Source organism: Streptomyces sp. NPDC014870 (genome assembly GCF_043081505.1).
In the GTDB taxonomy this organism is placed as follows: domain Bacteria; phylum Actinomycetota; class Actinomycetes; order Streptomycetales; family Streptomycetaceae; genus Streptomyces.
In genome coordinates this window covers 466931-489920 of the sequence record NZ_JBIBWQ010000002.1, presented here as the reverse complement: position 1 = coordinate 489920, position 22990 = coordinate 466931, and the positions used below count along the sequence as shown (strand labels likewise).

Annotated in this window: 24 protein-coding genes; 11 read left to right on the top strand and 13 right to left on the bottom strand. The window is 72.3% G+C overall.

Annotated elements, in window-relative coordinates:
* Positions 1–17: 17 nt before the first annotated feature.
* From ACF09C_RS06870 to ACF09C_RS06860, 3 genes are read right to left on the bottom strand one after another with little or no spacing between them, the layout of a single operon-like run.
* Positions 18–1235, bottom strand: a complete 1218-nt coding sequence (locus tag ACF09C_RS06870; protein WP_392089543.1) for an acetyl-CoA C-acetyltransferase — start codon at positions 1233–1235, stop codon at positions 18–20.
* A 52-nt stretch (positions 1236–1287) separates the two neighbouring features.
* A complete protein-coding gene (locus ACF09C_RS06865; protein WP_392089541.1) occupies positions 1288–2430 on the bottom strand; it encodes an acyl-CoA dehydrogenase family protein in 1143 nt (380 codons plus the stop codon).
* On the bottom strand, positions 2427–3578 hold the full coding sequence (locus ACF09C_RS06860; protein WP_392089539.1) for a CaiB/BaiF CoA transferase family protein: 1152 nt from the start codon (positions 3576–3578) through the stop codon (positions 2427–2429). Before ACF09C_RS06860 ends, ACF09C_RS06865 begins: the two co-directional genes overlap by 4 nt.
* Before the next feature lie 148 nt (positions 3579–3726).
* On the opposite strand from ACF09C_RS06860, the gene ACF09C_RS06855 reads away from it, so the two are divergent.
* Together ACF09C_RS06855 and ACF09C_RS06850 are read left to right on the top strand one after the other, a co-directional pair.
* The gene (locus ACF09C_RS06855) at positions 3727–4245 is read left to right on the top strand and encodes a hypothetical protein (RefSeq protein WP_392089537.1); all 519 of its coding nucleotides are present in this window, start codon (positions 3727–3729) and stop codon (positions 4243–4245) included.
* 87 nt (positions 4246–4332) lie between these two features.
* The gene (locus ACF09C_RS06850) at positions 4333–5547 is read left to right on the top strand and encodes a saccharopine dehydrogenase family protein (protein WP_392089535.1); all 1215 of its coding nucleotides are present in this window, start codon (positions 4333–4335) and stop codon (positions 5545–5547) included.
* Between the two features lie 52 nt (positions 5548–5599).
* Here ACF09C_RS06850 and ACF09C_RS06845 read toward each other — a convergent pair whose 3' ends face one another.
* The 3 genes from ACF09C_RS06845 to ACF09C_RS06835 are packed head-to-tail and all read right to left on the bottom strand — an operon-like array spanning position 5600 to position 6898.
* On the bottom strand, positions 5600–5974 hold the full coding sequence (locus ACF09C_RS06845; RefSeq protein WP_392089533.1) for a VOC family protein: 375 nt from the start codon (positions 5972–5974) through the stop codon (positions 5600–5602).
* Positions 5971–6105 (bottom strand): morphogenic membrane protein MmpA, encoded by a 135-nt coding sequence (mmpA, locus tag ACF09C_RS06840; RefSeq protein WP_392089531.1) that lies wholly within the window; start codon positions 6103–6105, stop codon positions 5971–5973. Before mmpA ends, ACF09C_RS06845 begins: the two co-directional genes overlap by 4 nt.
* A 58-nt stretch (positions 6106–6163) precedes the next feature.
* The gene (locus tag ACF09C_RS06835) at positions 6164–6898 is read right to left on the bottom strand and encodes an endonuclease V (protein WP_392089529.1); all 735 of its coding nucleotides are present in this window, start codon (positions 6896–6898) and stop codon (positions 6164–6166) included.
* A gap of 85 nt (positions 6899–6983) precedes the next feature.
* Between ACF09C_RS06835 and ACF09C_RS06830 the strand changes: the two genes are divergently transcribed.
* Positions 6984–7283: a YciI family protein gene (locus ACF09C_RS06830; RefSeq protein WP_392089527.1), complete on the top strand. Its 300-nt coding sequence runs from the start codon at positions 6984–6986 to the stop codon at positions 7281–7283.
* Here the strand turns inward: ACF09C_RS06830 and ACF09C_RS06825 are convergent.
* A complete protein-coding gene (locus ACF09C_RS06825; protein ID WP_392090264.1) occupies positions 7280–8371 on the bottom strand; it encodes a WD40/YVTN/BNR-like repeat-containing protein in 1092 nt (363 codons plus the stop codon). The genes ACF09C_RS06830 and ACF09C_RS06825 overlap by 4 nt on opposite strands.
* Positions 8372–8575: 204 nt before the next feature.
* Here ACF09C_RS06825 and ACF09C_RS06820 point away from each other — a divergent pair, with 204 nt between their 5' ends.
* Together ACF09C_RS06820 and ACF09C_RS06815 are read left to right on the top strand one after the other, a co-directional pair.
* Entirely contained in the window at positions 8576–8986 is a 411-nt protein-coding gene (locus ACF09C_RS06820) for an SsgA family sporulation/cell division regulator (RefSeq protein ID WP_362409702.1), read from the top strand.
* Positions 8987–9264: 278 nt separating this feature from the next.
* A complete protein-coding gene (locus ACF09C_RS06815; RefSeq protein WP_392089525.1) occupies positions 9265–10923 on the top strand; it encodes an ABC-F family ATP-binding cassette domain-containing protein in 1659 nt (552 codons plus the stop codon).
* Here the strand turns inward: ACF09C_RS06815 and ACF09C_RS06810 are convergent.
* Positions 10909–11382, bottom strand: coding sequence for an ATP-binding protein (locus tag ACF09C_RS06810; RefSeq protein ID WP_392089523.1), 474 nt, complete (start codon positions 11380–11382; stop codon positions 10909–10911). The genes ACF09C_RS06815 and ACF09C_RS06810 overlap by 15 nt on opposite strands.
* Positions 11383–11551: 169 nt before the next feature.
* Here ACF09C_RS06810 and ACF09C_RS06805 point away from each other — a divergent pair, with 169 nt between their 5' ends.
* The 3 genes from ACF09C_RS06805 (at position 11552) to ACF09C_RS06795 (ending at position 13820) form a co-directional block, all read left to right on the top strand.
* Positions 11552–12403 (top strand): Scr1 family TA system antitoxin-like transcriptional regulator, encoded by an 852-nt coding sequence (locus ACF09C_RS06805; RefSeq protein WP_392089521.1) that lies wholly within the window; start codon positions 11552–11554, stop codon positions 12401–12403.
* Positions 12404–12413: 10 nt separating this feature from the next.
* Positions 12414–12629, top strand: coding sequence for a hypothetical protein (locus ACF09C_RS06800; RefSeq protein WP_392089519.1), 216 nt, complete (start codon positions 12414–12416; stop codon positions 12627–12629).
* A 216-nt stretch (positions 12630–12845) separates the two neighbouring features.
* Positions 12846–13820 (top strand): acyl-ACP desaturase, encoded by a 975-nt coding sequence (locus tag ACF09C_RS06795; RefSeq protein ID WP_392089517.1) that lies wholly within the window; start codon positions 12846–12848, stop codon positions 13818–13820.
* Between the two features lie 22 nt (positions 13821–13842).
* On the opposite strand, the gene ACF09C_RS06790 is transcribed toward ACF09C_RS06795, so the two are convergent.
* The 3 genes from ACF09C_RS06790 to ligD form a co-directional block, all read right to left on the bottom strand.
* Positions 13843–14124 carry a WhiB family transcriptional regulator gene (locus tag ACF09C_RS06790; RefSeq protein WP_362409714.1) on the bottom strand — a complete coding sequence of 94 codons (282 nt, stop codon included), beginning with the start codon at positions 14122–14124 and terminating at the stop codon, positions 13843–13845.
* Positions 14125–14194: 70 nt separating this feature from the next.
* Entirely contained in the window at positions 14195–14971 is a 777-nt protein-coding gene (locus tag ACF09C_RS06785) for a class I SAM-dependent methyltransferase (protein ID WP_392089514.1), read from the bottom strand.
* A 263-nt stretch (positions 14972–15234) separates the two neighbouring features.
* The gene (gene ligD, locus ACF09C_RS06780) at positions 15235–16257 is read right to left on the bottom strand and encodes a non-homologous end-joining DNA ligase (RefSeq protein ID WP_392089512.1); all 1023 of its coding nucleotides are present in this window, start codon (positions 16255–16257) and stop codon (positions 15235–15237) included.
* A gap of 52 nt (positions 16258–16309) precedes the next feature.
* On the opposite strand from ligD, the gene ACF09C_RS06775 reads away from it, so the two are divergent.
* On the top strand, positions 16310–17368 hold the full coding sequence (locus tag ACF09C_RS06775; RefSeq protein ID WP_392089510.1) for an ATP-dependent DNA ligase: 1059 nt from the start codon (positions 16310–16312) through the stop codon (positions 17366–17368).
* A gap of 29 nt (positions 17369–17397) precedes the next feature.
* Here the strand turns inward: ACF09C_RS06775 and ACF09C_RS06770 are convergent, their stop codons facing one another.
* Positions 17398–19311: an AMP-dependent synthetase/ligase gene (locus ACF09C_RS06770; RefSeq protein ID WP_392089508.1), complete on the bottom strand. Its 1914-nt coding sequence runs from the start codon at positions 19309–19311 to the stop codon at positions 17398–17400.
* 505 nt (positions 19312–19816) lie between these two features.
* Between ACF09C_RS06770 and ACF09C_RS06765 the strand changes: the two genes are divergently transcribed.
* Positions 19817–20011 (top strand): hypothetical protein, encoded by a 195-nt coding sequence (locus ACF09C_RS06765; protein WP_392090262.1) that lies wholly within the window; start codon positions 19817–19819, stop codon positions 20009–20011.
* Between the two features lie 102 nt (positions 20012–20113).
* Positions 20114–22198: an MDR family MFS transporter gene (locus tag ACF09C_RS06760; RefSeq protein ID WP_392089506.1), complete on the top strand. Its 2085-nt coding sequence runs from the start codon at positions 20114–20116 to the stop codon at positions 22196–22198.
* On the opposite strand, the gene ACF09C_RS06755 is transcribed toward ACF09C_RS06760, so the two are convergent.
* Positions 22199–22654 carry a YchJ family protein gene (locus ACF09C_RS06755; RefSeq protein ID WP_392089503.1) on the bottom strand — a complete coding sequence of 152 codons (456 nt, stop codon included), beginning with the start codon at positions 22652–22654 and terminating at the stop codon, positions 22199–22201.
* Positions 22655–22990 lie beyond the last annotated feature (336 nt).

Here is a 22990-nt window from a genome sequence, read left to right as displayed (position 1 = left end):
CGGGGAGGGACGGGTGGTCAGACGCGCTCGACGACGGTGGCGACGCCCATGCCGCCGCCGACGCACAGGGTGACCAGGCCGTAGCGCTTGTCCTGCCGCTCCAGCTCGTCGACGACGGTGCCGAGGATCATCGCGCCGGTCGCGCCGAGCGGGTGGCCGAGCGCGATCGCGCCGCCGTTGACGTTGACCTTGTCGAGGCTGATGCCCATGTCCTTGACGAAGCGGAGCACGACGCCCGCGAAGGCCTCGTTGATCTCGACCAGGTCGATGTCGTCGATCGTGAGCCCGGCCTTGGCGAGCGCCTTGCGGGTCGCGGGGGCGGGTCCGGTGAGCATGATGGTGGGCTCGGAGCCGGAGACGGCGGCGGAGACGATCCGGGCGCGGGGCGTGAGTCCGTACCGCTCGCCGACGGCCTTCGAGCCGATGGCGACGAGCGAGGCGCCGTCGACGATGCCGGAGGAGTTGCCGGCGTGGTGGACGTGGTCGATCTTCTCCACCCAGTGGTACTTCTGCAGCGCGACCGCGTCGAAGCCGCCCATGTCACCGATGGCGGCGAAGGACGGCTTGAGGGCGGCCAGCGAGTCGGCGGTGGTGCCGGGGCGCATGTGCTCGTCGTGGTCGAGGACGACCAGGCCGCTGCGGCGGTCCTTGACGGGGACGACGGAGCGGTCGAAGCGGCCGTCCTTCCAGGCGGTCGCGGCCCGCTCCTGGGAGAGCGCGGCGTACTCGTCGACGTCGCGACGGGAGAAGCCCTCGATGGTGGCGATGAGGTCGGCGCCGATGCCCTGGGGTACGAAGCCGGTCTCGAAGTTGGTCATCGGGTCGGCGAACCAGGCGCCGCCGTCGGAGGCCATCGGGACCCGCGACATGGACTCCACGCCACCGGCGAGGACCAGCTCCTCCCAGCCCGAGCGGACCTTCATGGCGGCCATGTTGACGGCTTCGAGGCCCGAGGCACAGAAGCGGTTCTCCTGGACGCCGGCGACGGTGTCGGGCAGTCCTGCGGCGATGGCGGCGATCCGGGCGATGTCGGAGCCCTGGTCGCCGACGGGGCCGACGACACCGAGGACGATGTCGTCGATGGCGGCCGGGTCGAGTCCGGGGAAGCGGCCCTGGAGTTCGTGGATGAGTCCGACGACCAGGTCGATGGGCTTGGTGCCGTGCAGGGCGCCATTGGCCTTGCCGCGCCCGCGCGGGGTGCGGATCGCGTCGTACACGTACGCTTCGGTGCTCACGAGCAGCCTTTCAACGATGCGGCGATGAGGGTGAGGAGAGAGGGGTCGCGGGTCAGCCCAGCAGGGAACGTCCGATGATCTCCTTCATGATCTCGGTCGTTCCGCCGTAGATGGTCTGGATACGGCCGTCCGTGAACGCCCGGGCGACCGGGAACTCGGCCATGTAGCCGTACCCGCCGTGCAGTTGGAGGCAGCGGTCGGCGACGCGCTTCTGCAGCTCGGTGGCCCACCACTTGGCCATGGAGGCGTGGACGGCGTCGAGTTCCCCGTTCGAGTGATCGACGATGCACCGGTCGAGGAACGTACGGGTGACGGCGCACTCGGTGGCCATCTCGGCGATCTCGAAGCGGATGTGCTGGAGCTTGGCCAGCGGGCGCCCGAAGGCCTCGCGCTCCTTGACGTACCGGGTGGTGATCTCCAGGAGGTGTTCGGCGGCGGCGATGCCGGCCACGGCGATGGCCATCCGCTCCTGGGCGAGGTTGGTCATCAGGTGGACGAAGGCGCCGTCGAGCTCGCCGAGCAGGTTCTCCTTGGGGACGCGGACGTCGTGGAAGAAGAGTTCGGCGGTGTCCTGGGACTTCTGGCCGATCTTGTCGAGGTTCCGGCCGCGCTCGAACCCCTCCATGCCCCGCTCGACGACGAGCAGCGAGAGCCCGTGCGCCCCGCCCTCGGGGGTCGTCTTCGCGACGACGATCACCAGGTCGGCGAGGATGCCGTTGGAGATGAAGGTCTTGGCGCCGTTGAGCACCCAGTGGTCGCCCCGGTCCTCGGCGCTGGTCCTGATGGCCTGGAGGTCGGATCCGGCGCCCGGCTCGGTCATCGCGATGGCGGTGATCAGTTCGCCCGTGCAGAAGCCGGGCAGCCAGCGGCGCTTCTGCTCCTCGGTGGCGAGCGAGGTGAGGTACGGGCCGATGATGTCGTTGTGCAGGCCGAGGGCCATGCCGGGCGCGCCCGCCCGGGTGAACTCCTCGGCGAGGACGGCGCTGTAGCGGAAGTCGGGGTTGCCGCCGCCTCCGTACTCCTCGTCCACCGCAAGGCCGAGCAGCCCCTGCCGTCCCGCGGCGCGCCAGGCCTCGCGCGCGACGATGCCGTCCTTCTCCCACTGCTCGTAGTGGGGCAGCACCTCCTTGGCGAGGAAGGTACGGACGGTGGCGCGGAAGTCCTCGTGGTCGGCGGTGTAGAGCAGGCGCTTCATGCTTCCTGGCCTTTCAGGGAGGGAACGGCCCAGTCGCGGGCGATCGCGTCGGTGTCGGCGCCGGGCAGCGCGGGTCCGGTGCGGACCGTCCCGGGGGTGGCGGAGAAGCGGGGTGCGGGCGCCGGCTGGGTGAGGCCGCCGTGCTCGACGAAGGTGGCGCGGGCGGCGAGGTGCGGGTGGGCCGGGGCCTCGCGGAGGGAGAGGACGGGGGCGACGCACGCGTCGCTGCCGGCGAAGACGGCCGTCCACTCGTCTCTCGTACGGGTGCGGAAGCGTGCGGCGACGGCGGTACGGAGCTCGTCCCAGCGCCCGAAGTCGCGGCGGGCGGGAGCGAGGTCCTCGATGCCGAGGAGCCGGACGAACTCGTCGTAGAACTGCTGCTCCAGCGCGCCGACGGCCATGTACCCGCCGTCGGAGGTCTCGTACGTGCCGTAGAAGGGGCAGCCGCCGTCGAGCAGGTTGACCCCGCGCCGGTCCTGCCAGCCGCCGGCCGCGAGCATGCCGTGGATCATGGTGGCGAGGTGGGCGGAGCCGTCGACGATGGCCGCGTCGACGACCTGGCCCTCGCCGTGCGCGCGGGCGTGCTGGAGCGCGGCGAGGACTCCGACGACGAGGTAGAGCGAGCCGCCCGCGTAGTCGCCGACGAGGTTGGCGGGGACGGTGGGCGGGCCGTCCGGGTCGGGGCCGATCATGCCGAGGGTGCCGGTGATCGCGAGGTAGCCGATGTCGTGTCCGGCGCGCGCGGCGAGCGGACCGTCCTGGCCCCAGCCGGTCATCCGGCCGTAGACGAGCCTCGGATTGCGGGCGAGGCAGGCGTCGGGGCCGACGCCGAGGCGTTCGGCGACGCCGGGACGGTAGCCCTCGATGAGGATGTCGGCCCGCTCGACCAGGTCGAGGACGGTCGCGGGGCCGCCGTCGGCCTTGAGGTCGACGAGGGCGGAGCGCTTGTTGCGGTTGGTGAGGTCGTAGGCCGGGTCGATGCCGAGCCCCGGCCCGCCCGGCCGGTCGACGCGGACGACGTCGGCGCCCAGGTCGGCGAGAAGCATGGCCGCGAACGGGCCGGGCCCGATCCCCGCCAGCTCCACCACGCGCACTCCGGAGAGCGGCCCGTTCGAGGTCGTGCGGTCCGTCGCCGTCGTCGCGGCCATCGAGCCCCCAGCTATGTGACAGCAATGATGTAACACCGGTGATGCTAGGAACGTGTTCCACTCCGCACAAGCCCCCTGGCCGAGCAAGCGCTTGGAATTTCGCCTCCGAACCGGCCACCTCACGACCGGCCCCGGATAGGGTCCAGGCATGTTCACATCACGACGTCGGATCACCGCGCTCTTCGCCGTACCGATCGCCGCCGCCCTGCTGATCTCCTGTTCCACCGGGGGAGACGCCTCCACCGGCGCGACGCCCACGTCGACCGCGCCCCCGGTCGCCACCGCGGAAGCGAGCGCAGGGGCGGGAGCCGATGCCGGCACGGACGCCGGGGCGGAGGCGAACGGCGACCAGCCGACGCCCGGGCCTGAGCTGGTGCGGGACGCCTTCGCCGGGCTGCAGGCCACGCTCGACGACAGCTGCGCCACCGACTGCGCGTACTTCCTGGGCCGCGTCCACGAGGAGCTCGAAGGGCTCGACCGCGCCATGAAGGCGGACCCGAAGGGGCCCGGCCACTTCCCCGAGCCGATCGCCTGGATCGAGAAGCTGCGGACCACTCTGGATGGCGACACCACCTACCCCAACCTGAAGAAGCACCAGACGCTACTGGTCGGCACCCGGGACCGGATCAACACCTGGATGCAGGACCACCCCGACGACTACCGCTGACGGGACCCGGCGGAGCAGGCGCTAGGCTCCGCGCTCGCAGAGGATGCAGGACAAGCAGGGGAAGCCGCAGGGGAAGGGGAGGGCCGTATGGAGCTGGCGAGCGGGAACGGTGTGGAGCGGGGCACGGGCGAGCGGGCGTACGACGTCGTCCTCTTCGGGGCGACGGGGTTCGTGGGCGAGCTCACCGCGGAGTACCTGGCCGAGCACGCGCCGGCCGGGTGCCGGTGGGCGCTCGCCGGGCGCAGCCGCGCCAAGCTGCTCGCGCTGCGCGAGCGCCTCGCGGCGCGGTGGCCCCGGTGCGCCGAACTGCCGCTGATCGTCGCGGACTCCACCGACGCGGACTCGATGCGCGAACTCGCCGCGTCCGCCCGGGTGGTGGCCACCACGGTCGGCCCGTACGTCTGGTACGGCGAGAAGCTCGTCGCGGCCTGCGCGGAGGCGGGCACGGACTATGTGGACCTGACCGGCGAGCCGGAGTTCGTCGACGACATGTACGTGCGCCACGACGCCCGGGCCCGCGAGACGGGCGCGCGGATCGTGCACGCGTGCGGCTTCGACTCCGTACCGCACGACCTGGGCGTCTGGTTCACCGTGCGGCAGCTGCCGAAGGACGTGCCGCTGCGGATCGACGGCTTCGTGCGCGTCGGCGCGGTCTTCTCGGGCGGCACGTTCGCGTCCGCCCTGACCGCGATGGGGCGCGGCCGGGAGACGCTGCGCGCCGCACGTGAACGGCGGCTGCACGAGCCCCGGTTGGTCGGCCGCAGGGCGCGCGCCCCGATCGGCGGGCCGCGCTTCAGCCGGGAGACCGGCACCTGGGCGCTGCCGCTGCCGACCATCGACGCCCAGGTGGTGGCCCGTTCGGCGCGCGCGCTCGACGCGTACGGCCCCGACTTCGTCTACCGGCACTACGCCTCGGTCAGGACACTCCCGATGGCGATCGGCGGCTCGGCCGCCGTCGGCACCGGCCTGCTGGCGGCTCAACTGGCTCCCGTACGGAGCTGGCTGATGAACCGTTACGAGCCCGGTCAGGGTCCGAGCGCGGAACGGCGCGCGCGCAGCTGGTTCACCGTGCGCTTCGTCGGCGAGGGCGGCGGCCGGCGCGTCTTCACGGAGGTCTCTGGCGGCGACCCGGGGTACGGCGAGACGGCGAAGATCCTCGCCGAGTCCGCGCTCTGCCTCGCCCTCGACGACGGCCTGCCGAAGAGCGCGGGGCAGGTCACGACGGCGGTCGCGATGGGCGACGCGCTGGTCGACCGGCTGCGGGCGGCCGGCATCCGCTTCCGGGTGGCAGACGCCCGCTAGCACCGGCCCCGGGTCGCACCGGAGCGCGCCTCAGGGGCGTACGGGACAGGCCTCAGTGGCGTACGAGACAGAAGGGGTGGCCGGCCGGGTCGGCGTAGATGCGCCAGGCCCGGTCGCCGCCCCCTTCGTCGAGCGGTGTCGCCCCGAGCGCGAGGACCGCGTCGTGGGCGGCGTCCAGGTCGGCGACCCGGACGTCGAGGTGGAACTGCTGCTCGGGCGCGCCCCAGACGGGCGGGCGGTGGTCGGCCACGCCCTGGAAGGCGAGCACCGGAGCGCCCGCGGCGTCGTGCAGCGTGGCCCAGGCGTCGCCGACGGCCCACTGCGGGTCGGGCCGGTTGATCTCACCGCCGAGGACCTGCTGGTAGAAGGCGGCGAGTTCCATGACGTCGGTGCAGTCCAGGACGACGCACTGGAGCGTGCCGATCATGCCGCCACCCAGGCGACGACGACGTAGAGCATGGCGCAGACCCAGGCCAGGGCCAGCAGCCCGGCCCCGGCGAGCAGGGCGTTCATGCCACGGCCCGCGGTGCGCGAAGGAGTGGAGACGGGGGATGTCATGGGCTCAAGCCTGCCGTGCGTGATCACTCCCCGCCATCCGTACGGGTACTCAGTCCGGCTACTCAGCGCCCGCACCGCCGGCCTGGGCCAGGGCGTCCTTGAGGGCCCGGCGGCAGAGGGAGTCGGCGTGCCGGGTCGTCTCGGGGACCCGGTAGCGCGGGGCGAGCAGCAGGGTGTGGCCGCAGGCGTTGTCCAGGGAGACGCGGTGGCCGACGGAGACGAAGACGGGCTTCACCCCGGCCTGGGTGCGCAGGGCGCGGCCGACCTCCTCCGTGCCGGCGGCTCCGGCCGGGCCGGAGGCGAGGAGGGGGCTGAAGTCGCCGCGTTCCGGGCCCGGTTGGTCGTGGTGGAAGGTGAACGGGTTCTTCGCGACGCCGATCGAGGGGCGTCCGGTCAGCACGCCCAGGTGGCTCGCGAGACCGAAGCGGCGGGGGTGGGCGAGCCCGTAGCCGTCGCAGACGAGCAGGCCCGGGTCCTCGGTCAGCCCGGCGAGCGCGGCGAGGACGGTGGGTATCTCGCGGAAGGCGAGCAACCCTGGCACATAGGGGAACGACACCCGGCCGACCGCCGTCGCCTCCTCCACGACGTCGAGCGTGCGGGCGTCCAGGACGACGGCCGCGGCGGCGACGAGGTCGCGCTCGTCGTCGTAGGCCACGTCGAGGCCCGTGACACGGCCCGTGCCGGGCGCCGGTCCCGGCTCGTCGAGCACGAGCCGCTCCCGCAGCTCCTCCTGCACGGCACGGGCCGTCGTCTCGTCGGTGGGCCAGCCCGCGGGAACGTCGATGATCGTCATGATGACGGCCACCCTACGGCGCCGGGCCGTCCGACTGGCGAACGGTTTCCGCGCCGCCGTCGGGGCCCCGGGTAGCCTGCCGGTCATGTTCGTACTGGAATTGACCTATACCGGCCCGGTCGAGCGGGCCGACGCGCTGCTCGAGGCGCACGTCGAGTGGCTCGACGCGCAGTACGCCGCCGGCGTCTTCATCGCCTCCGGGCGGAAGAACCCGCGCGACGGCGGCATCATCCTGGCCGCCGGGGTCGACCGCGCGGAGATCGAGAAGATCGTGGCGGCCGACCCGTTCACCGTCGAGGACGTGTGCGTGTACCGGATCACGGAGTTCTACGCGACGAAGACGGCCGAGGCACTCGCCCCGTACCGCGAGCAGCTCCCCTCCTAGCGACCGCCCAGGCGGGCGATGCGGCCCTTCTCGCCGGAGGCCCAGCACGCCCCGTCCCCGGTGCAGTCGACCGTGTCGTACGAGCCGGTGTCGACGGTCCGCCAGGTACGGCCGCCGTCCACGGTCAGGTCCGTGCCGGTCGGGCCGACCGCGAGCGCGGCCGTCCTGGAGTACGGGAGCCAGGCGACGCCCGAGCGGTACGCGGGCGGCGGGGCGGAGGCCGCGGTCCAGTGGCGGCCGCCGTCGTCGGTGACCGCGGCCGCCTGCGGCGAGGCCTGGCCCGCGCGGTAGTCGCCGCCGACGGAGATGCCGTGCGCGCGGTCACGGAAGGCGAGCCCGAAGACCCCGCGGGCCGGGTCTCCCGCCGGGATCGTGGACTGCGCGACGGTCCAGTTCAGCCCGCGGTCACGGGAGTGCAGCACGCGCGCCGTGGCGCCGCCGCCGGTCGCCAGCCAGACGTCCCTCGGTCCCGAGGAGACCAGGCACTGGCCGCTCGCCGCGAACCCGGCCTCTCCCGGCAGGGCCGCCGGCATCCCCGCGTCGGGCAGCACCGCCCAGGAGCGCCCGCCGTCCCGCGTCGACAGGATGCGGAACCTCCCGTCGACCGGGTCGCTCATGGCGAGGCCGTGGCGCCGGTCGAAGAAGGTCATGCAGTCGTAGAAGGCCCGCGGGTCGGTGTTGCGGAAGGACTCGGTCCAGGTGGCTCCGCCGTCCTCGGTCCGCAGGACCCGGGAGGCCTCCCCCTCCCCGATCGCGAGGACCACGGCGCGCCGGGCGTCGAAGGCCTCGACGTCCCGCAGCTCCAGCTCCCCGGCCCCGGGTGGCGAGACGTTCCGCCAGCTCCGGCCGCCGTCCGTGGTGCGCAGCACCGTCCCCTTCGAGCCCGCCGCCCACGCGGTCCTGCGGTCGACGGCCGCGAGGCCCCGGAAGCGGGCGTCGGTCCCGGTCTCCGTCAGCTGCCAGCCGGCCCCGTGAGGACCGGCCTGCGAGGCGCCGCGCGGCGCGCCGGCCGAGGCGGCGTCCGACGCGCCGTACGCCGGGACCGTCAGGGCCGCCGCGAGGGCCACCCCGCTGAGCCCCACCGACATCATTCGTCTCGTCTTCCCCTTGGACGTCATGGCGCCGGAAGCTAGCCCACGCCGGTGGCCCCGTCCAGACCGCCTCCCGGCCGGCGTCCGGCGTCGCGGTGACACAGCTCACGTGACCCCCCAGTGCACGTTCTGGCGTCATCGTTCGTCTTCCCTTGTGTCAGGGAGACGTCAGGAACCGAAGCCGCGCGACAGGAGCTGGCCTTGCCCACCGTCATCGAGCACGCCGTTCAGGCCCGTCTGGTCGCATCCGCGCCCCGGATGGAGACCGTCCCCGCCACACTGCGGTACGACCGTGAGGACCCGTTCGCCGTCAGCATGGCGTTCCCTCCGCCCGCGACGCTGGAGGGCGTCGAGGTCTCCTGGGCGTTCGCGCGCGAGCTGCTCGTCCAGGGCGTCGAGGGACCGGCCGGTCTCGGCGACGTCCGGGTGCGCCCGTACGGCTACGACCGGACCGTCGTGGAGTTCCACGCCCCCGAGGGCGTCGCCGTCGTGCACGTCCGCACCTCCGAGCTGCGCCACTTCCTCCGGCGCTCGCAGCACCTCGTGCCGGCCGGCCGCGAGCACCAGTACCTGGACTGGGACGGGGACCTGGCCCAGCTCCTGGACGGCTGACCGGGCACCTCTCCCGCCCTCCGCTCCCCGCGCTTAATTCGATTGCCTCCTCCCCGTGCCGGGCGTACCGTCCTGACCTGGCCCTGTTGTCGCCCGATCGGAGAAGGCCGTTGCTCGTCTGAGGTTGCGAGACACCGTGCCGCGCGTGCCCCCGAGCTGCTTCACGCAGCCCGCCGCGTGTGCCGTCTTCGCCCTCGGCGTACGAGCTTTCCCGCCTGCCCGCGCCCCGGTGTCTCACCCGTTGCCCCAGCCCACGCTCTCGCAACAGGGAGGCCACCATGGCGACCCATCCCACGTTCATCACCTGCTCGTCCCTCTCCTTCTCCTGGCCGGACGGCACCCATGTCCTGGACGACTTCCAGCTCACGGTCGGCCCCGGTCGTACCGGCCTCATCGGCCTGAACGGCTCGGGGAAGTCGACGCTCCTCAAGCTCGTCGCCGGTGAACTGACCCCCGCCGACGGCACGATCCGTACCGTCGGCGAGGTCGGCTACCTCCCGCAGAACCTGGTCCTGGACACGGCCCTCCGGGTCGACCAGGCCCTCGGGATCGCGGCGACCCGGGCCGCGCTGCACGCCATCGAGGCGGGCGACCCCGCCGAGGAGCACTTCGCCGCGGTCGGCGACGACTGGGACGTGGAGGAGCGGGCGTGCGCCACGCTCGACCAGCTCGGCCTCGGGCACATCGGTCTCGACCGGACCATCGGCGAGCTGTCCGGCGGCGAGTCGGTCCTGCTGCGGCTGGCGGCGCTGCTGCTCGCCCGCCCGGACATCCTGCTGCTCGACGAGCCGACGAACAATCTCGACCTGTACGCCCGCACCCGGCTGTACGAGGCCGTGGACGCCTGGTCCGGGGTCCTCGTCGTGGTCAGCCACGACCGGCAGCTCCTGGAGCGGGTCGACCAGATCGCCGATCTGCACGACGGGGACGTCACCTGGTACGGCGGTGCCTACTCCGCGTACGAGGAGGCGCTCGCCGCCGAGCAGGAGGCGGCCGAGCGGATGGTCCGGGTGGCCGAGGCCGATGTGCAGCGGCAGAAGCGGGAACTCTCCGAGGCCCAGATGAAGTTGGCCCGCCGCAAGCGGTACGGCAGGAAGAGCTACGACAACAAGGTCGTGCCGAAGATCGTCGCCAACAACCGCAAGGCCGCGGCGCAGGTCTCGGCGGGCAAGCACCGCGCCCTGCACGCCGAGCGGCTGGCCGAGGCCCGCGAACGCCTCGACGTGGCGGAGGAGGCGGTGCGCGACGACGACGAGATCAGGATCGAGCTGCCGCGCACCACGGTCCATCCCGGTCGCGAGGTGCTGACGCTGCGGGAGCTCGAACTGCGGTACGGCGCGCGGGTGGACGGCGGGTTCGAGCTGCGCGGGCCCGAGCGGATCGCGCTCGTGGGCCGTAACGGGGCCGGCAAGACGACGCTGTTGCGCACGATCGCCGGAGAGCTGGCGCCGGTGGCGGGCGAGGTCGAGGCCCATGTGCCGCTGCGGTTCCTGCCACAGCGACTCGACGTCCTCGACGAGGAGTTGAGCGTGGTGGAGAATGTCGCCCGGTTCGCTCCCGAGGCGACGGGCAACGCGATCAGGGCACGGCTCGCCCGGTTTCTCTTCCGGGGCGCGCGGGCGGACCAGCCGGCCGGGACGCTGTCGGGAGGGGAGCGGTTCCGGGCGACCCTGGCGGCGCTGCTGCTCGCCGAACCGGCGCCTCAGCTACTGATGCTGGACGAGCCGACGAACAATCTGGACATGGCGTCGGTACGGAAGCTGACCGCGGCGCTCGACGCGTACGAAGGGGCGCTGATCGTGGCGAGCCACGACGTGCCGTTCCTGGAGTCGCTGGGGATCACCCGCTGGTTGCTGCTCGACGGCGAACTGCGGCCGACGAGCGCGGAGGAGGTCATGGCACAGATGCACGGAGAGACCGGGTCAACGGTGCAATAAGGCCCAGGATTTCGTACCGCCACCGGGCCCGAGCACCGGGGCGAGCCCCCAGTCCCCGCCCTGGGTGTCGACCGCCGCGGCCAGCAGCCACATGCTGCGGCTGCGGCGGTCGCGGCATTCCTCGGCCTTGTCCGGCGAGGCGTGCGCCGGGTGCTGGTCGTACAGGACGATCCGCAGGGCCTCGAACTGCCAGCGGACGCGCAGGATCATCTCCCGGTCGGGGGTGAAGCGGTAGGCGGCGGCGACCAGTTCGGAGGCGGCGAGCACGGCGGTGTCGCAGAGCGCGGCGAGCCCGTGCCGGTCCAGCAGGCCGCGGACGGCCTGTCGGGCCAGTCCGGCGCAATAGGCGCCGCCGGGCAGGACCATCGAGTAGCTGAGGTTCTCCGTGGCAGGAGGTATGGGCCCGGCCGCGACGGCGGACGGGAGGCAACGCAGGGCGCCCTTCATCGTGTTGCTCACATTTCCTGTGCGTGTGGGGATGCTCACACACAGGTACGGTCGCCGCGTGTGAGACTGGCGCTACCGACCGTAGCGCAGATGCGGAGCACGGTGCTACTACTTGCGGGTAGTCGTGTCATTCCGGCCAAAACGTCGGCCGCCCGGGCCGGCCAGAAGGAGAGAACGAGCCGTGCCACCCAGGAGCACCCCGACCGCGCGCCAGCAGCGGCTCGGGAACGAGCTGCGCAAACTGCGCGAACAGTCGGGGATGTCGGCCCAGCAGGCCGCCGCCCTCCTGGGCGTCGACCGCACCCGCATCCCCCACATCGAGTCGGGCCGCTTCGGCATCAGCGCCGAGCGCGTGCGCACCCTCGCCTTCAACTACGGCTGCCCCGACACCGGCCTCGTCGACCTGCTCGCCGCGACGGCCCAGGAGCGCGACCGCGGCTGGTGGGAGGAGCACCGCGGGCTGCTCCCGCCCGGCCTCCTCGACATCGCCGAACTCGAGTTCCACGCCTCGGAGTTGCACACCGCCGTCACCACGCACATCCCCGGCCTGCTGCAGACGGAGGAGCACGCGCGGGCGGTCTTCGACACCGCCGATCCGCCGCTGCCCGGACCCGACCTGCGGGCCCGGGTGGCCCTGCGGCTGCGCCGCCAGGAGATCCTGGACCGCGAGCGGCCCACGCTCTACGAAGCGGTGATCCACGAGGCCGCGCTGCGGATGCAGTTCGGCGGCCCGAAGGTGGCCAGGGCGCAGCTGGAGTACATCCTGGCCCGCTCCGAGCGGGACACCGTCACCGTGCGCGTGATCCCCTTCACGGCGGGCGGTTTCCCCGGCGCGGGGCAGTCGTTCACCTATGTGGCGGCGCCCGTGCCGCAGCTCGACACCGTGCAGCTGGACTCCTCCCACGGATCGACACTCCTCGACGCCGACATGCAACTCAGGCGATATCGCGGGCTGTTGGACCGGCTGCGCGGACTCGCCCTGCCCGAACCGGAGTCGCGCGCGTTCATCCACGCGCTCGCCCAGGACCTCTGAAGGAACCGGCATGAACGTCATCGACCCCTCCGCCCCCGAGAAGATCGCCTGGAACGAGGCCTTCTGCAGCGAGGGCGCCAACTGCTTCCGCTTCGGCCTCGACGACGCGGGCCGTGCCTACATCGGCTCGACCCTGGCCCCCGACACGTATGTGACCGACTCGGTCGAGGCGCTGCGCGCGCTGATCTCGGCCGTCAAGGCGGGGCAGGCCGACCATCTGCTCTGAGTAGCCGCCCGGGTGAGCCGCGAACACGGCGCCCCGCCGCGCCGAAGCCGTGACCTGCCTCTCCGTACGCCGCCACCAGCAGCGCACATAACGGAACGTAACCGGACATCGCTGCAGCGGGCTTGGCCGGGGCCTTATGGGGCCTTAACCTACGGTCTCGTAACCTACGAATCCGTAGGTAGTTCCGTATGCCCTTCTCCGTCCCCAGGAGTTCCCGTGACGCTCACCTCTCCCCACCTCGGCAGCTCGGCAGGGTGGACCGACGCGCGGCTGCTCTACGCGCTGGAAGAGGTGGTGGAGAAGGAGCTGAACCGGCACCTGAAGGTCACCAAGGACTGGATGCCGCACGAGTACGTGCCGTGGTCCGACGGCCGGAACTTCCCGGGCTTCTTCGAGGACGGCGAGGCCTGGGACCCGTCCCAGTCCAAGGTCACCGAGGTCGGCAAGATCGCCCTCGTGGTCAACCTGCTCACCGAAGACAACCTGCCCAGCTACCACCACGAGATCGCCACGCTCTTCGGCCGCGAGGGCGCCTGGGGCACCTGGGTGCACCGCTGGACCGCCGAGGAGGGCCGCCACGGCATCGTGATGCGGGACTACCTGCTGGCCTCCCGCGCGGTGGACCCGGACAAGCTGGAGCAGTTCCGGATGTCGCACATGAGCGAGGGCTTCGAGTCCGACAACCGGCACTCGATGCTGCACTCGGTCGCGTACGTGGCCTTCCAGGAGCTGGCCACCCGTATCTCGCACCGGAACACCGGCCACCAGTCGGGCGACCCGGTCTGCGACCGGATGCTGGCGCGCATCGCCACCGACGAGAACCTGCACATGGTCTTCTACCGCAACCTGCTGGGCGCGGCCTTCGAGATCGCCCCGGACCTGACGATGCAGGCCGTGCGGGACGTCGTCGTGAACTTCCGGATGCCGGGACACGGCATGCCGGGCTTCGAGCGGGCGGCCGCGCAGATGGCGATCGGCGAGATCTACAACATGCGGATCCACCACGACGACGTGCTGCAGCCGGTGCTGCGCTTCCTCAAGGTGCTCCAGATCGACGGGCTCGGCCCGGAGGGCCTGAAGGCCCAGGAGGAGCTGGGGCTGTACATGAACGGGCTCGACGCCGAGGCGTCGAAGTTCGACGAGAAGCTGGCCGCGCGCAAGGCGCGGATGGCGGCCCGCGCGGCGGGCTGACGGGCCCTGCCCGCCGCCCGCCTCAGGAGCGGAGCCGGCGGCGGGCACCCGCGGTGCTCTTGAGCCGCCCCCGCTCCTTCTCCGAGAGCCCGCCCCACACCCCGAACCGCTCGTCGTTCTCCAGCGCGTACTGGAGGCACGCCACCCGGCCCTCGCACGCCCCGCACAGCTGCTTCGCCTCACGGGTCGAGGAGCCCGGGGCCGGGAAGAAGAACTCCGGTCCGGCCTGGGCACAGAGGGCGTCCTCCTGCCAGGACATGTCGGGGGCGCTCGGAGCGGTCATCACGGTGGTGTCGGTCTGCATGGCCGATACGTTGCCGTGCGGCCGTAAACGGTCCCTCAACGTTCGATCAATGCGCACGCGCGGCGCGCGTTCAACGCGGCGCGCCGAGCGGGTCCGGAGCCTCGTGGGCCTCTCGGGTGCGGCGGAACAGCGCTGTCCAGAGGAAGTCCTCGCCGAATCGCGGCGAGTCGGCCGGCTCGTCCCGCATGCGGCGCAGTTCGACCTCGGTCAACTCCCCGAAGATCCGGCGCAGGGACTCCGGTGTGTAGGCGAGCCCGCCGTGCAGCCCCGGTTCGCGCTCCCGGTAGAAGGCGGCGTCGGGCAGTTCCGAGCCCATCGCGCCGGCGGCGAAGCACGTCAGAGCAAGGTGGCCGCCGGGCGCGAGCAGCCGGTCGAGCAGCGCGCGATAGCTGATCCGGCGGTGCGGCGGCAGATGGTGAAAGCACCCCGAGTCGTAGATCAGGTCGTACGGCCCGGTGAGCACACTCCCGGCCAGGGCGAAGGCGTCCCCGTGGTGGAAGCGCACCTCGGCCCCCGCCTCCCGGGCACGCTGCGCGGCCCAGCCGATCGCCTCGTCGGAGAGGTCCACGGCGTCCACCTCGAAGCCGAGCGACGCCAGGTACAGGGAGTTGCGCCCCGGGCCGCAGCCCAGGTCGAGGGCGCGGCCGGGGGCGATCAGACCGCGCTCGGCATAGGAGACGAGGCTCTCGTCCGGCTTGGCGACGAAGAACGGCACTCCCTTGGTCCGGTCGCCGTAGAAGTCGTTCCACCAGCCGGCCGCGCCGGCGGTCCAGCGGTCCGCCTCCGGCGCGAAGAGCCCGTCGAGCAGCTGCAGGACATCGTCGACGTCACGTATGTTCCGGTCCATCCGGCACCCCTTTCCCGATGACCTGAAACCTAGGGGAGATCACGGAGAAAGCCCAGCTCAGGAGGGGTTTGCAGGGGTGCGCTCACGGCCGTGGACGGCCTTGGGCGGGCCGGTTGGGCGGGGGTTGATCACCCCACCCCCGGCACCCCGGGGACGGGTGTGGACGCCCCCGCCGGGGGCCGTCAGAGGGCCGTCCCGGGCCGCGCCCGGCTGGGTTTTCCGGCACGCGGCAGGGACGTCCGGCGCCCGGGCGGGGCCCCCGCTCAGTCCTCGGTCTTCTTCGCCCGGCTGGGCTGCACGCGCTTCGGTTCGCCCGGCATCTTCGGGTACTCGGGCGGGTACGGCAGATCGCCGAGACCGTGCTCCGCCTCGTCGCGGCGGGCCAGTTCCAGCAGGCTCTCCAGGCTGAACCGGTGGTCGTCCATGTCGGCGTGCACGTCACCCACCTCCGCGTACCGGGCCGGCATGGTCCTGATGTCGAAGTCCCGGGGCGTCGCGTCGTCGATCTCGTCCCAGTTCAGCGGGGCGGAGACCGGGGCGTGCGGGCGGGGCCGTACGGAGTAGGCGGAGGCGATCGTGCGGTCGCGGGCGGTCTGGTTGTAGTCGACGAAGATCCGCTCGCCGCGCTCCTCCTTCCACCACTTGATCGTCACCCGGTCGGGCATCCGGCGCTCCAGTGCACGGCCGCAGGCGATGGCGGCGCGCCGGACCTGGGTGAAGGTCCACTTCGGTTCGATCGGTACGAAGACGTGCAGGCCGCGCCCGCCCGAGGTCTTGGGCCAGCCGCGCAGCCCGTGCTCGTCCAGGACGGCGCGCAGCTCGTGGGCGGCGCGCACGGCGTCGGCGTAGTCGGTGCCGGGCTGGGGGTCGAGGTCGATGCGCAGCTCGTCGGGGTGGTCGGTGTCCTCGCGCCGTACCGGCCAGGGGTGGAAGGTGACCGCGCCGAGATTGGCCGCCCAGAGGACGGCGGCGGGCTCGGTCGGGCACATCTCGTCGGCGGAGCGTCCGCTGGGGAAGGTGATGTGCGCGGTCGGGATCCACTCCGGGAGGTACTTGGGCGCGCGCTTCTGGAAGAAGGACTCGCCCGTGACCCCGTCGGGGTAGCGCTCCAGGGTGGTGGGGCGGTCGCGCAGCGCGCGGGTGATGCCGTCACCGACGGCCAGGTAGTAGCTGACCATGTCGAGCTTGGTGTAGCCGGGCTCGGGGAAGTACACCTTGTCCGGGTTGGATACGCGCACGGTCCGCTCGCCGACTTCCAGTTCCACCGCTGCCGTCTTGCTCGCCATGCGTGTCAGCGTAGGGCTCGCCGCCATTCCCCGCATACCGGACAATCGGTCCATGGATCTGCCGGTGATGCCGCCCGTGAAACCGATGCTCGCCAAGGCCGTGAAGAAGATTCCGCCGGGCATGCAGTACGAGGCCAAGTGGGACGGCTTCCGTGCCATCGTGCACCGCGACGGACCGGAGCTGGTCATCGGCAGCCGCACGGGCAAGCCGCTGACCCGCTACTTCCCCGAACTGGTCGAGGCGCTCCTCGCCCGGCTGCCACGGCGGTGCGTGATGGACGGCGAGATCGTGATCGAGCACGACGGACGGCTCGACTTCGACCGGCTCACCGAGCGCATCCATCCCGCCGACTCGCGCGTACGGATGCTCGCCGGGACGACACCGGCCCGGTTCATCGCCTTCGACCTGCTCGCCCTCGACGACGACTCACTGCTCGACACCCCGCTGACCGACCGGCGGGCTGCCCTGGAGGAGGTCCTGCGCGGGGTCGACGCCCCGGTCCACCTGGCGCCCGCGACGACCGATCCGGAGGTCGCGGCGCGCTGGTTCGAGCAGTACGAGGGGGCGGGCCTGGACGGGGTGATCGCCAAGCCGCTCGACCTGCCGTACAGGCCGGACGCCCGGCTGATGTACAAGATCAAGCACGAGCGGACGGCCGATGTGGTGGTGGCCGGCTACCGCTTCCACAAGAACGGTCCGGTCGTCGGTTCGCTGCTGCTCGGTCTCTACGACGACGGCGGCAGGCTCCAGCACGTCGGAGTCTGCGCGGCCTTCACCGCCAAGCGCCGCGAGGAGCTGGTCGCCGAGCTGGAGCCGCTGCGGATGGACCCGCCCGACGGGCACCCCTGGGCGGCCTGGGCCGAGGAGGCCGCGCACGCGGGCGCCCGGCTGCCGGGCGCACCGAGCCGCTGGTCGGGGAAGAAGGACCTGTCCTGGGTGGCACTGCGGCCGGAGCGGGTCTGCGAGGTGGGATACGACCACATGGAGGGCGACCGGTTCCGGCACACCGCCCAGTTCAAGCGGTGGCGGCCGGACCGGGCGCCGGAGTCCTGCGGGTACGGTCAGCTGGAGGAACCGGTCTCGTACGACCTCTCCGAGGTGCTCGCCTAGCCGGCCCCAGGGGCCGTGGTCAGCGGTGGTCAGCCGTACAGCGCGTCTATCTCGCTCCCGTACGCCGCCAGGACCGCGTGTCGTTTCACCTTGAGGGACGGGGTCAGCATCCCGTTCTCCTCGGAGAACTCCCCCGGCACGACACGGAACCGGCGGATCGACTCCGCCCTGGAGACGGCCCGGTTGGCGTGGTCGACCGCCTTCTGGAGGTCGGCGAGCAGCTCCGGGTCCTCGGCGAGCACCGCCACAGGGGTGTCCACCGGCCGTTTCCGTACGGTCAGCCAGTGCCGGACCGCCTCGGGGTCGAGGGTGACGAGCGCCCCGACGTACGGGCGGTTGTCACCGACGACCAGGCACTGGCCGACCGGCGGGCGGCTGCGCAGCCGGTCCTCCAGGACGGCCGGGGAGACGTTCTTGCCGCCGGAGGTGACGAGGATGTCCTTCTTGCGGCCGGTGATGACCAGGTAGCCGTCCTCGTCCAGGGCGCCGAGGTCGCCGGTGGCGAACCAGCCGTCCCGCAGCACCTCCGCGCTCGCCTCGGGGTTGTTCCAGTACCCGGTGAACACGATGGGGCCCTTGAGGAGGACCTCGCCGTCGTCGGCGATCCGGACGCCGGTGCCGGGCACGGGGCGGCCGACGGTGCCGGGCCGGGGGCGCAGGGGCGGGGTGACGGTGGCGGCGGCGCTGGTCTCGGTGAGGCCGTAGCCCTCGTAGACGAGGACCCCGGAGGCGTAGAAGAAGTGGCTGAGGCGGCTGTCGAGCGGGGAACCGCCGCTGATGGCGTACCGCAGGTTCCCGCCCAGCTCCTTGCGGATCCGGCGGTAGACGAGCAGGTCGTAGAGGGCGTGCGCGGCGGTGAGGCCCGCGCCGGGGCGGGGCCCCTGGCCGAGGACATGGCACAGGGAGGCCTCGCCGTAGCGCACGGCTATGGAGTCCGCGCGGTCGAAGGAGGCGCCCCGCCCGAGCTTCTCGGCGGTGGCGCGGCCGGTGTCGTGGATCTTCTCGAAGAGATACGGCACGCCGACGACGAACGTGGGCCTGAACCGGCGCAGTTCGGGGCGGAGCTCATCCGGCTTGATGCTGGGGAACTGGCCGATCTCGATGCGCGCCATGAGGCAGGCGAGCTGGATGACGCGGCCGAGGATGTGGGCGAGGGGCAGGAAGAGCAGGGTCGAGGCCGGCTGCCCCGTGACCGCCTCGAAGACCGGGTGCAGCAGGTCGACCGTGGCGCGCGCCTCGGCGTGCAGGTTGCCGTGGGTGAGGGCGCAGCCCTTGGGTCGGCCGGTGGTGCCTGAGGTGTAGCAGAGGGTCGCCACGGTGTCCGGGGTGAGCGCGGCGCGCCGGCCGGCCGGTACCTCGTCGGCGATCTCCGCTCCGAGGGCGGCGAGTTCGGCCAGGCCGCCGGAGTCGGCCTGCCAGGTCCTGACGGGCTCCGGGAGCGTGGCGGCGGCCTCGGCGACGGTGGCGGTGTGCTCGGCGGCCTCGGTGACGACGTGCCGCGTGCCCGAGTCGTGCAGGATCCAGGCGACCTGGTCGGGCGAGGAGGTGGGGTAGACGGGGACGGTCTGTCCGCCGGCCGACCAGATCGCGAAGTCGAGCACGGCCCAGGCGTAGCCGGTACGCGCCATGAGCCCGACCCGCCCGCCGGGTTCGACGCCCGCCGCGATCAGCCCCTTCGCGACGGCGAGGACGTCGCCGGCGAACTCGGCGGCGGAGACGGGTCGCCAGTGCCCGTGCTCCCGGCGGCGCATGACGATCGCGCCGGGGTCGGCCGCCGCGTGCCCGAAGGGAATGTCCGCGGGGGTTCCGGAGGGCGCGGGCCCGGCCGCCAGGGGCGTGTGGGCCTCCCGGACGACGCCGTCCTCGCGCACGATCCTGACGGGGAAGCGGGCGACCAGGTCGGGGCGCCTCCTGGCCTGCCTCAGGTCCTTGCGTACGCCCATGGCGGCTCCTGTTCGCGGCGTGCGGACGGGGAACGAGCGGACTGCCGAGTGACCTACCGACACGTCAACTTACCGACCCGTAACCGAATTTCAAGCTCTCGCGCACGACCGGATCGAAGCGGATCGCGGTCATCCGCCCTGCCCTTTCGGACGTGAGATGCTTCACATTCACGTGCGGACTGCCGATCTGATGTTTGACGAACAGACAACCGAGTCGACGGGGCGCTCGACGAGGAAGATCCGCCCGCGCGGCGCGCACCTGCGGGAACGGCCCGACGCGTCCCGCGCGCCGCCGACGGATCGGGCGCCACCGGTCCGCACACCCCGCCGAACGGCAGCCCGGTCGTTGCCCCGCGTGGACAACCCCGTCTCCGAACCGGGAAGCCGATCCTGTACGTATGGAGGAGGGAGACCCCACACCCGACTCCGTACCCACAAGGACTGGCCCGTGATCACCTCGCCTTCGCCCCTCGTACCCGTCCCGATCCCCGACCGCGTCGCGGCCATGATCGGGTCCTGCCTGCCGCTGCACGTCCTGCAGGCGGAGGTCGACGCCGACTGCGCGGCACGCGAGGTGCTGCGGTTCCGGGGGCCGCTCTGCGCGGAGGACCGGGCGGACCGCGAGCACGCGCTGTCCGCGCTCGCGCGGGCGAACAAGATCCTCGCCAAGCACCACCCGCTGCTGCCGGTCCGGCACTAGAAATCTCGCTCCCGCTGGGCCGTTCGGGTCGTGGCCCCGGCGCCGCACCGGTTCGGGTGTTCCCCGCATGCGGGTGACGCCACCCGGTGTGAGGCTGCGAGGGTGACCACCACCAGCGAAGCCGCACCCGCGCCCCCGGCCGCCTCGCCCCCCGTGCTCGACAGCCGCCGCCGCAACATCGTCTTCGGCACGATCATGCTCGGTGTCCTGTTGGCGGCGCTCGACCAGACGATCGTGGGCACCGCGCTGCCGACGATCGTCTCGGACCTCGGTGGCGCCGCCCACATGTCCTGGGTGGTCACCTCCTACCTCCTGGCGGAGACGGTCGCCACCGTCCTGGTCGGCAAGTTCGGCGACCTCTTCGGCCGCAAGGTGATCTTCCAGATCTCGGCGATCGTCTTCATCACCGGCTCCTTCCTCTGCGGCCTCGCCACGAACATGACCCTGCTGATCGTCTGGCGCGGCCTGCAGGGCATCGGCGCCGGCGGACTGATGGTCACCTCCATGGCCCTGATCGCCGACGTCATCCCGCTGCGCGACCGGGGCAAGTACCAGGGCGCGATCGGCGCCGTCTTCGGTGTCTCCACCGTGATCGGCCCGCTGCTCGGCGGGCTCTTCACCGACCACCTGAGCTGGCGCTGGGCGTTCTACGTGAACGTCCCGATCGCGATCCTGGTCGTCATCGCGGCCGCCCGCACCATCCCCTCCGTACGCTCCGCGAGCAGACCCGTCATCGACTACGCGGGCATCGCCCTGGTCGCCGCCGGGTCCAGCGCCCTGATCCTGGCGACCAGTTGGGGCGGGAACGAGTACGCCTGGGGGTCCGGCGTCATCATCGGCCTCTTCGCCGGCGGTCTGATCGCCCTCGCGCTCTTCTGCTGGGTGGAGACCCGCGCGGCCGAACCGATGCTGCCCATGCGGCTGTTCGCCAACCCGGTCTTCACCGTCTGCTCCGTGCTGAGCTTCGTCGTCGGCTTCGCGATGCTGGGCTCGCTGACCTTCCTGCCGTCGTACCTCCAGTACGTCGACGGGGACTCGGCCACCGTCTCCGGCATCCGGACCCTGCCCATGGTCATCGGGCTGCTGATCGCCTCGATCTACAGCGGCAACGTGGTCAGCAAGACCGGCAGATACCGGATCTTCCCCATCGTGGGCTGTCTGGTGATGGGCGTCGGCCTCTTCCTGCTCTCCCTGATGGACACGGGCACCAGCGCCTGGCTGGAGTCGCTGTACATGTTCGTGCTCGGCACCGGCATCGGCCTGTGCATGCAGGTGCTCACCATCGCCGTGCAGAACACGGTGGAGTACGCCGACCTCGGCACGGCCACCTCGGGCGTGACCTTCTTCCGTACGCTCGGCAGCTCCTTCGGCACCGCGGTCTTCGGCACGATCTACGCCAACTCGCTCAAGCCCAACCTGGCCGAGGGCGTCGGGGCGGCGGCGGCCGTCGCGGGGCCGAGCATGGATCCCGCGGCGATCGCCCAGGCCGCCCAGAGCCCGGCCGGGGTGCACGGGCTGCCGGACGACGTGGCGGCGCCGATCGTCCAGGCATACGCGGACACCCTGCACACGGTGTTCCTCTGGACGGTGCCGGTCGCGGCGGTCGGCTTCGTCGTCGCACTCTTCCTCAAGCAGGTGAAACTCCGGGACACCGCCCGGGCCTCGGCGCCCGACATGGGCGAGGGCTTCGCGTCGCCCACCTCCTCCGGGGACTCCGCCAAGCTCCTCGAACTCTCCGTCGGCAGGATCCTGCGGAGGACGGACCTGGACACGGCGCGCCGTATCGTCGCCGACTCCGACACCCGGCTCGACACGGCGGGCGCGTGGGCGGTCATGCAGGTCGAGCTCTTCACACGGACGGTCGGGCACGCCAGTCTCGGCCTCATCTCCGCAGGTCGGCGCGTCCCGCCGGAGGTCCTGCTGCCGGTCTTCGACCGCATGGTCGACGAGGGGTTCCTGACCCGGGACGGCAACCTCCTCTCGCACACCCAGGCGGGCCGGCGCGAGGCCGAGGTGATCACCCAGGCCTGGGGGGACTGGCTCAAGGACCGGGTCGAGGAGGAGCGCGGCCGGCCGAGCGGGCCCGAACTGCGGGCGGCGACGGACGCCATCGCGAAGAAGCTGATCGCCGAGGACCTGGCCCAGGGGATGCCGCGCAAACGGGAACCGGTCGGGATCGGCTCCTGATCACAACTCGTCGAGGAAGTCGCCGTCCACGTACACCCAGGCGCCCTCGTGGCGGCGGAACCGGCTCCGCTCGTGGAGCGAACCGGGCTCCCCGCCGTGGGCGTAGCGGGCGACGAAGGTGACCGTGCCGGCTTGGTGGAAGGCCGTGCCCTCGGTGGTGTCGCGGATCTCCAGCCCCGCCCAGCGCGTCGACGGATCGAAGTCGACCTCGCCGGGGCGGGTCTCCGGGGCCCAGGTGCGCAGGAGGTACGACGCGTCGCGCACGACGAAGGCGCTGTAACGGGAGCGCATGAGCAGCTCGGCGGTGGGAGCCGCGGCGGCGGGCCCCGCGTGGAAGCGCCCGCAGCACTCTCCGTACGGCGCGGTCAGCCCGCACGGGCAGGGCGAGGCCGCGGAGACGGCGGGCGCGGAGGAAGGGGCGGGGCGGCGCTTGGGGCGGGTGGCGCGTCTGGACATGACGCCATTGTCCCTCGGCCGGGAGGGGCTGATCGCCTCTGCGGGAGGGGTGGGGTCGCTGGGCGCCGGGCTCGGCGGGCTGGGCCGGCTCGGCGGGCTCGGCCGGTCCGGTCAGCGCGGTCAGCGCGGTCGGGTCGACCGGTCAGCACGGCCGGATCGACCGGCCTCGTCGGCACGGTCGGGTCGACCGGTCCGGTCTGCGCGGTCGGGTCGGCGCGGTGCCGGGCGGAGGGGCGGGATCGCGCCATGTGTGGGGCGGTGGGCGCAGGACGCTTCCGGGGGTCGGTGGGCGGCCTTATGCTCCTGCGCCGGACGAGACCGTTACCGCCGGTAAGA

What these genes read in the sequence shown, in the direction of transcription:
- ACF09C_RS06865 (WP_392089541.1), bottom strand. Translation starts at nt 2,430, where the DNA reads ATGAAGCGCCTGCTCTACACCGCCGACCACGAGGACTTCCGCGCCACC.
- ACF09C_RS06860 (WP_392089539.1), bottom strand. Translation starts at nt 3,578, where the DNA reads ATGGCCGCGACGACGGCGACGGACCGCACGACCTCGAACGGGCCGCTC.
- ACF09C_RS06855 (WP_392089537.1), top strand. Translation starts at nt 3,727, where the DNA reads ATGTTCACATCACGACGTCGGATCACCGCGCTCTTCGCCGTACCGATC.
- ACF09C_RS06850 (WP_392089535.1), top strand. Translation starts at nt 4,333, where the DNA reads ATGGAGCTGGCGAGCGGGAACGGTGTGGAGCGGGGCACGGGCGAGCGG.
- ACF09C_RS06845 (WP_392089533.1), bottom strand. Translation starts at nt 5,974, where the DNA reads ATGATCGGCACGCTCCAGTGCGTCGTCCTGGACTGCACCGACGTCATG.
- mmpA (WP_392089531.1), bottom strand. Translation starts at nt 6,105, where the DNA reads ATGACATCCCCCGTCTCCACTCCTTCGCGCACCGCGGGCCGTGGCATG.
- ACF09C_RS06835 (WP_392089529.1), bottom strand. Translation starts at nt 6,898, where the DNA reads ATGACGATCATCGACGTTCCCGCGGGCTGGCCCACCGACGAGACGACG.
- ACF09C_RS06830 (WP_392089527.1), top strand. Translation starts at nt 6,984, where the DNA reads ATGTTCGTACTGGAATTGACCTATACCGGCCCGGTCGAGCGGGCCGAC.
- ACF09C_RS06825 (WP_392090264.1), bottom strand. Translation starts at nt 8,371, where the DNA reads ATGTCGGTGGGGCTCAGCGGGGTGGCCCTCGCGGCGGCCCTGACGGTC.
- ACF09C_RS06815 (WP_392089525.1), top strand. Translation starts at nt 9,265, where the DNA reads ATGGCGACCCATCCCACGTTCATCACCTGCTCGTCCCTCTCCTTCTCC.
- ACF09C_RS06800 (WP_392089519.1), top strand. Translation starts at nt 12,414, where the DNA reads ATGAACGTCATCGACCCCTCCGCCCCCGAGAAGATCGCCTGGAACGAG.
- ACF09C_RS06790 (WP_362409714.1), bottom strand. Translation starts at nt 14,124, where the DNA reads ATGCAGACCGACACCACCGTGATGACCGCTCCGAGCGCCCCCGACATG.
- ACF09C_RS06785 (WP_392089514.1), bottom strand. Translation starts at nt 14,971, where the DNA reads ATGGACCGGAACATACGTGACGTCGACGATGTCCTGCAGCTGCTCGAC.
- ligD (WP_392089512.1), bottom strand. Translation starts at nt 16,257, where the DNA reads ATGGCGAGCAAGACGGCAGCGGTGGAACTGGAAGTCGGCGAGCGGACC.
- ACF09C_RS06775 (WP_392089510.1), top strand. Translation starts at nt 16,310, where the DNA reads ATGGATCTGCCGGTGATGCCGCCCGTGAAACCGATGCTCGCCAAGGCC.
- ACF09C_RS06770 (WP_392089508.1), bottom strand. Translation starts at nt 19,311, where the DNA reads ATGGGCGTACGCAAGGACCTGAGGCAGGCCAGGAGGCGCCCCGACCTG.
- ACF09C_RS06765 (WP_392090262.1), top strand. Translation starts at nt 19,817, where the DNA reads ATGATCGGGTCCTGCCTGCCGCTGCACGTCCTGCAGGCGGAGGTCGAC.
- ACF09C_RS06755 (WP_392089503.1), bottom strand. Translation starts at nt 22,654, where the DNA reads ATGTCCAGACGCGCCACCCGCCCCAAGCGCCGCCCCGCCCCTTCCTCC.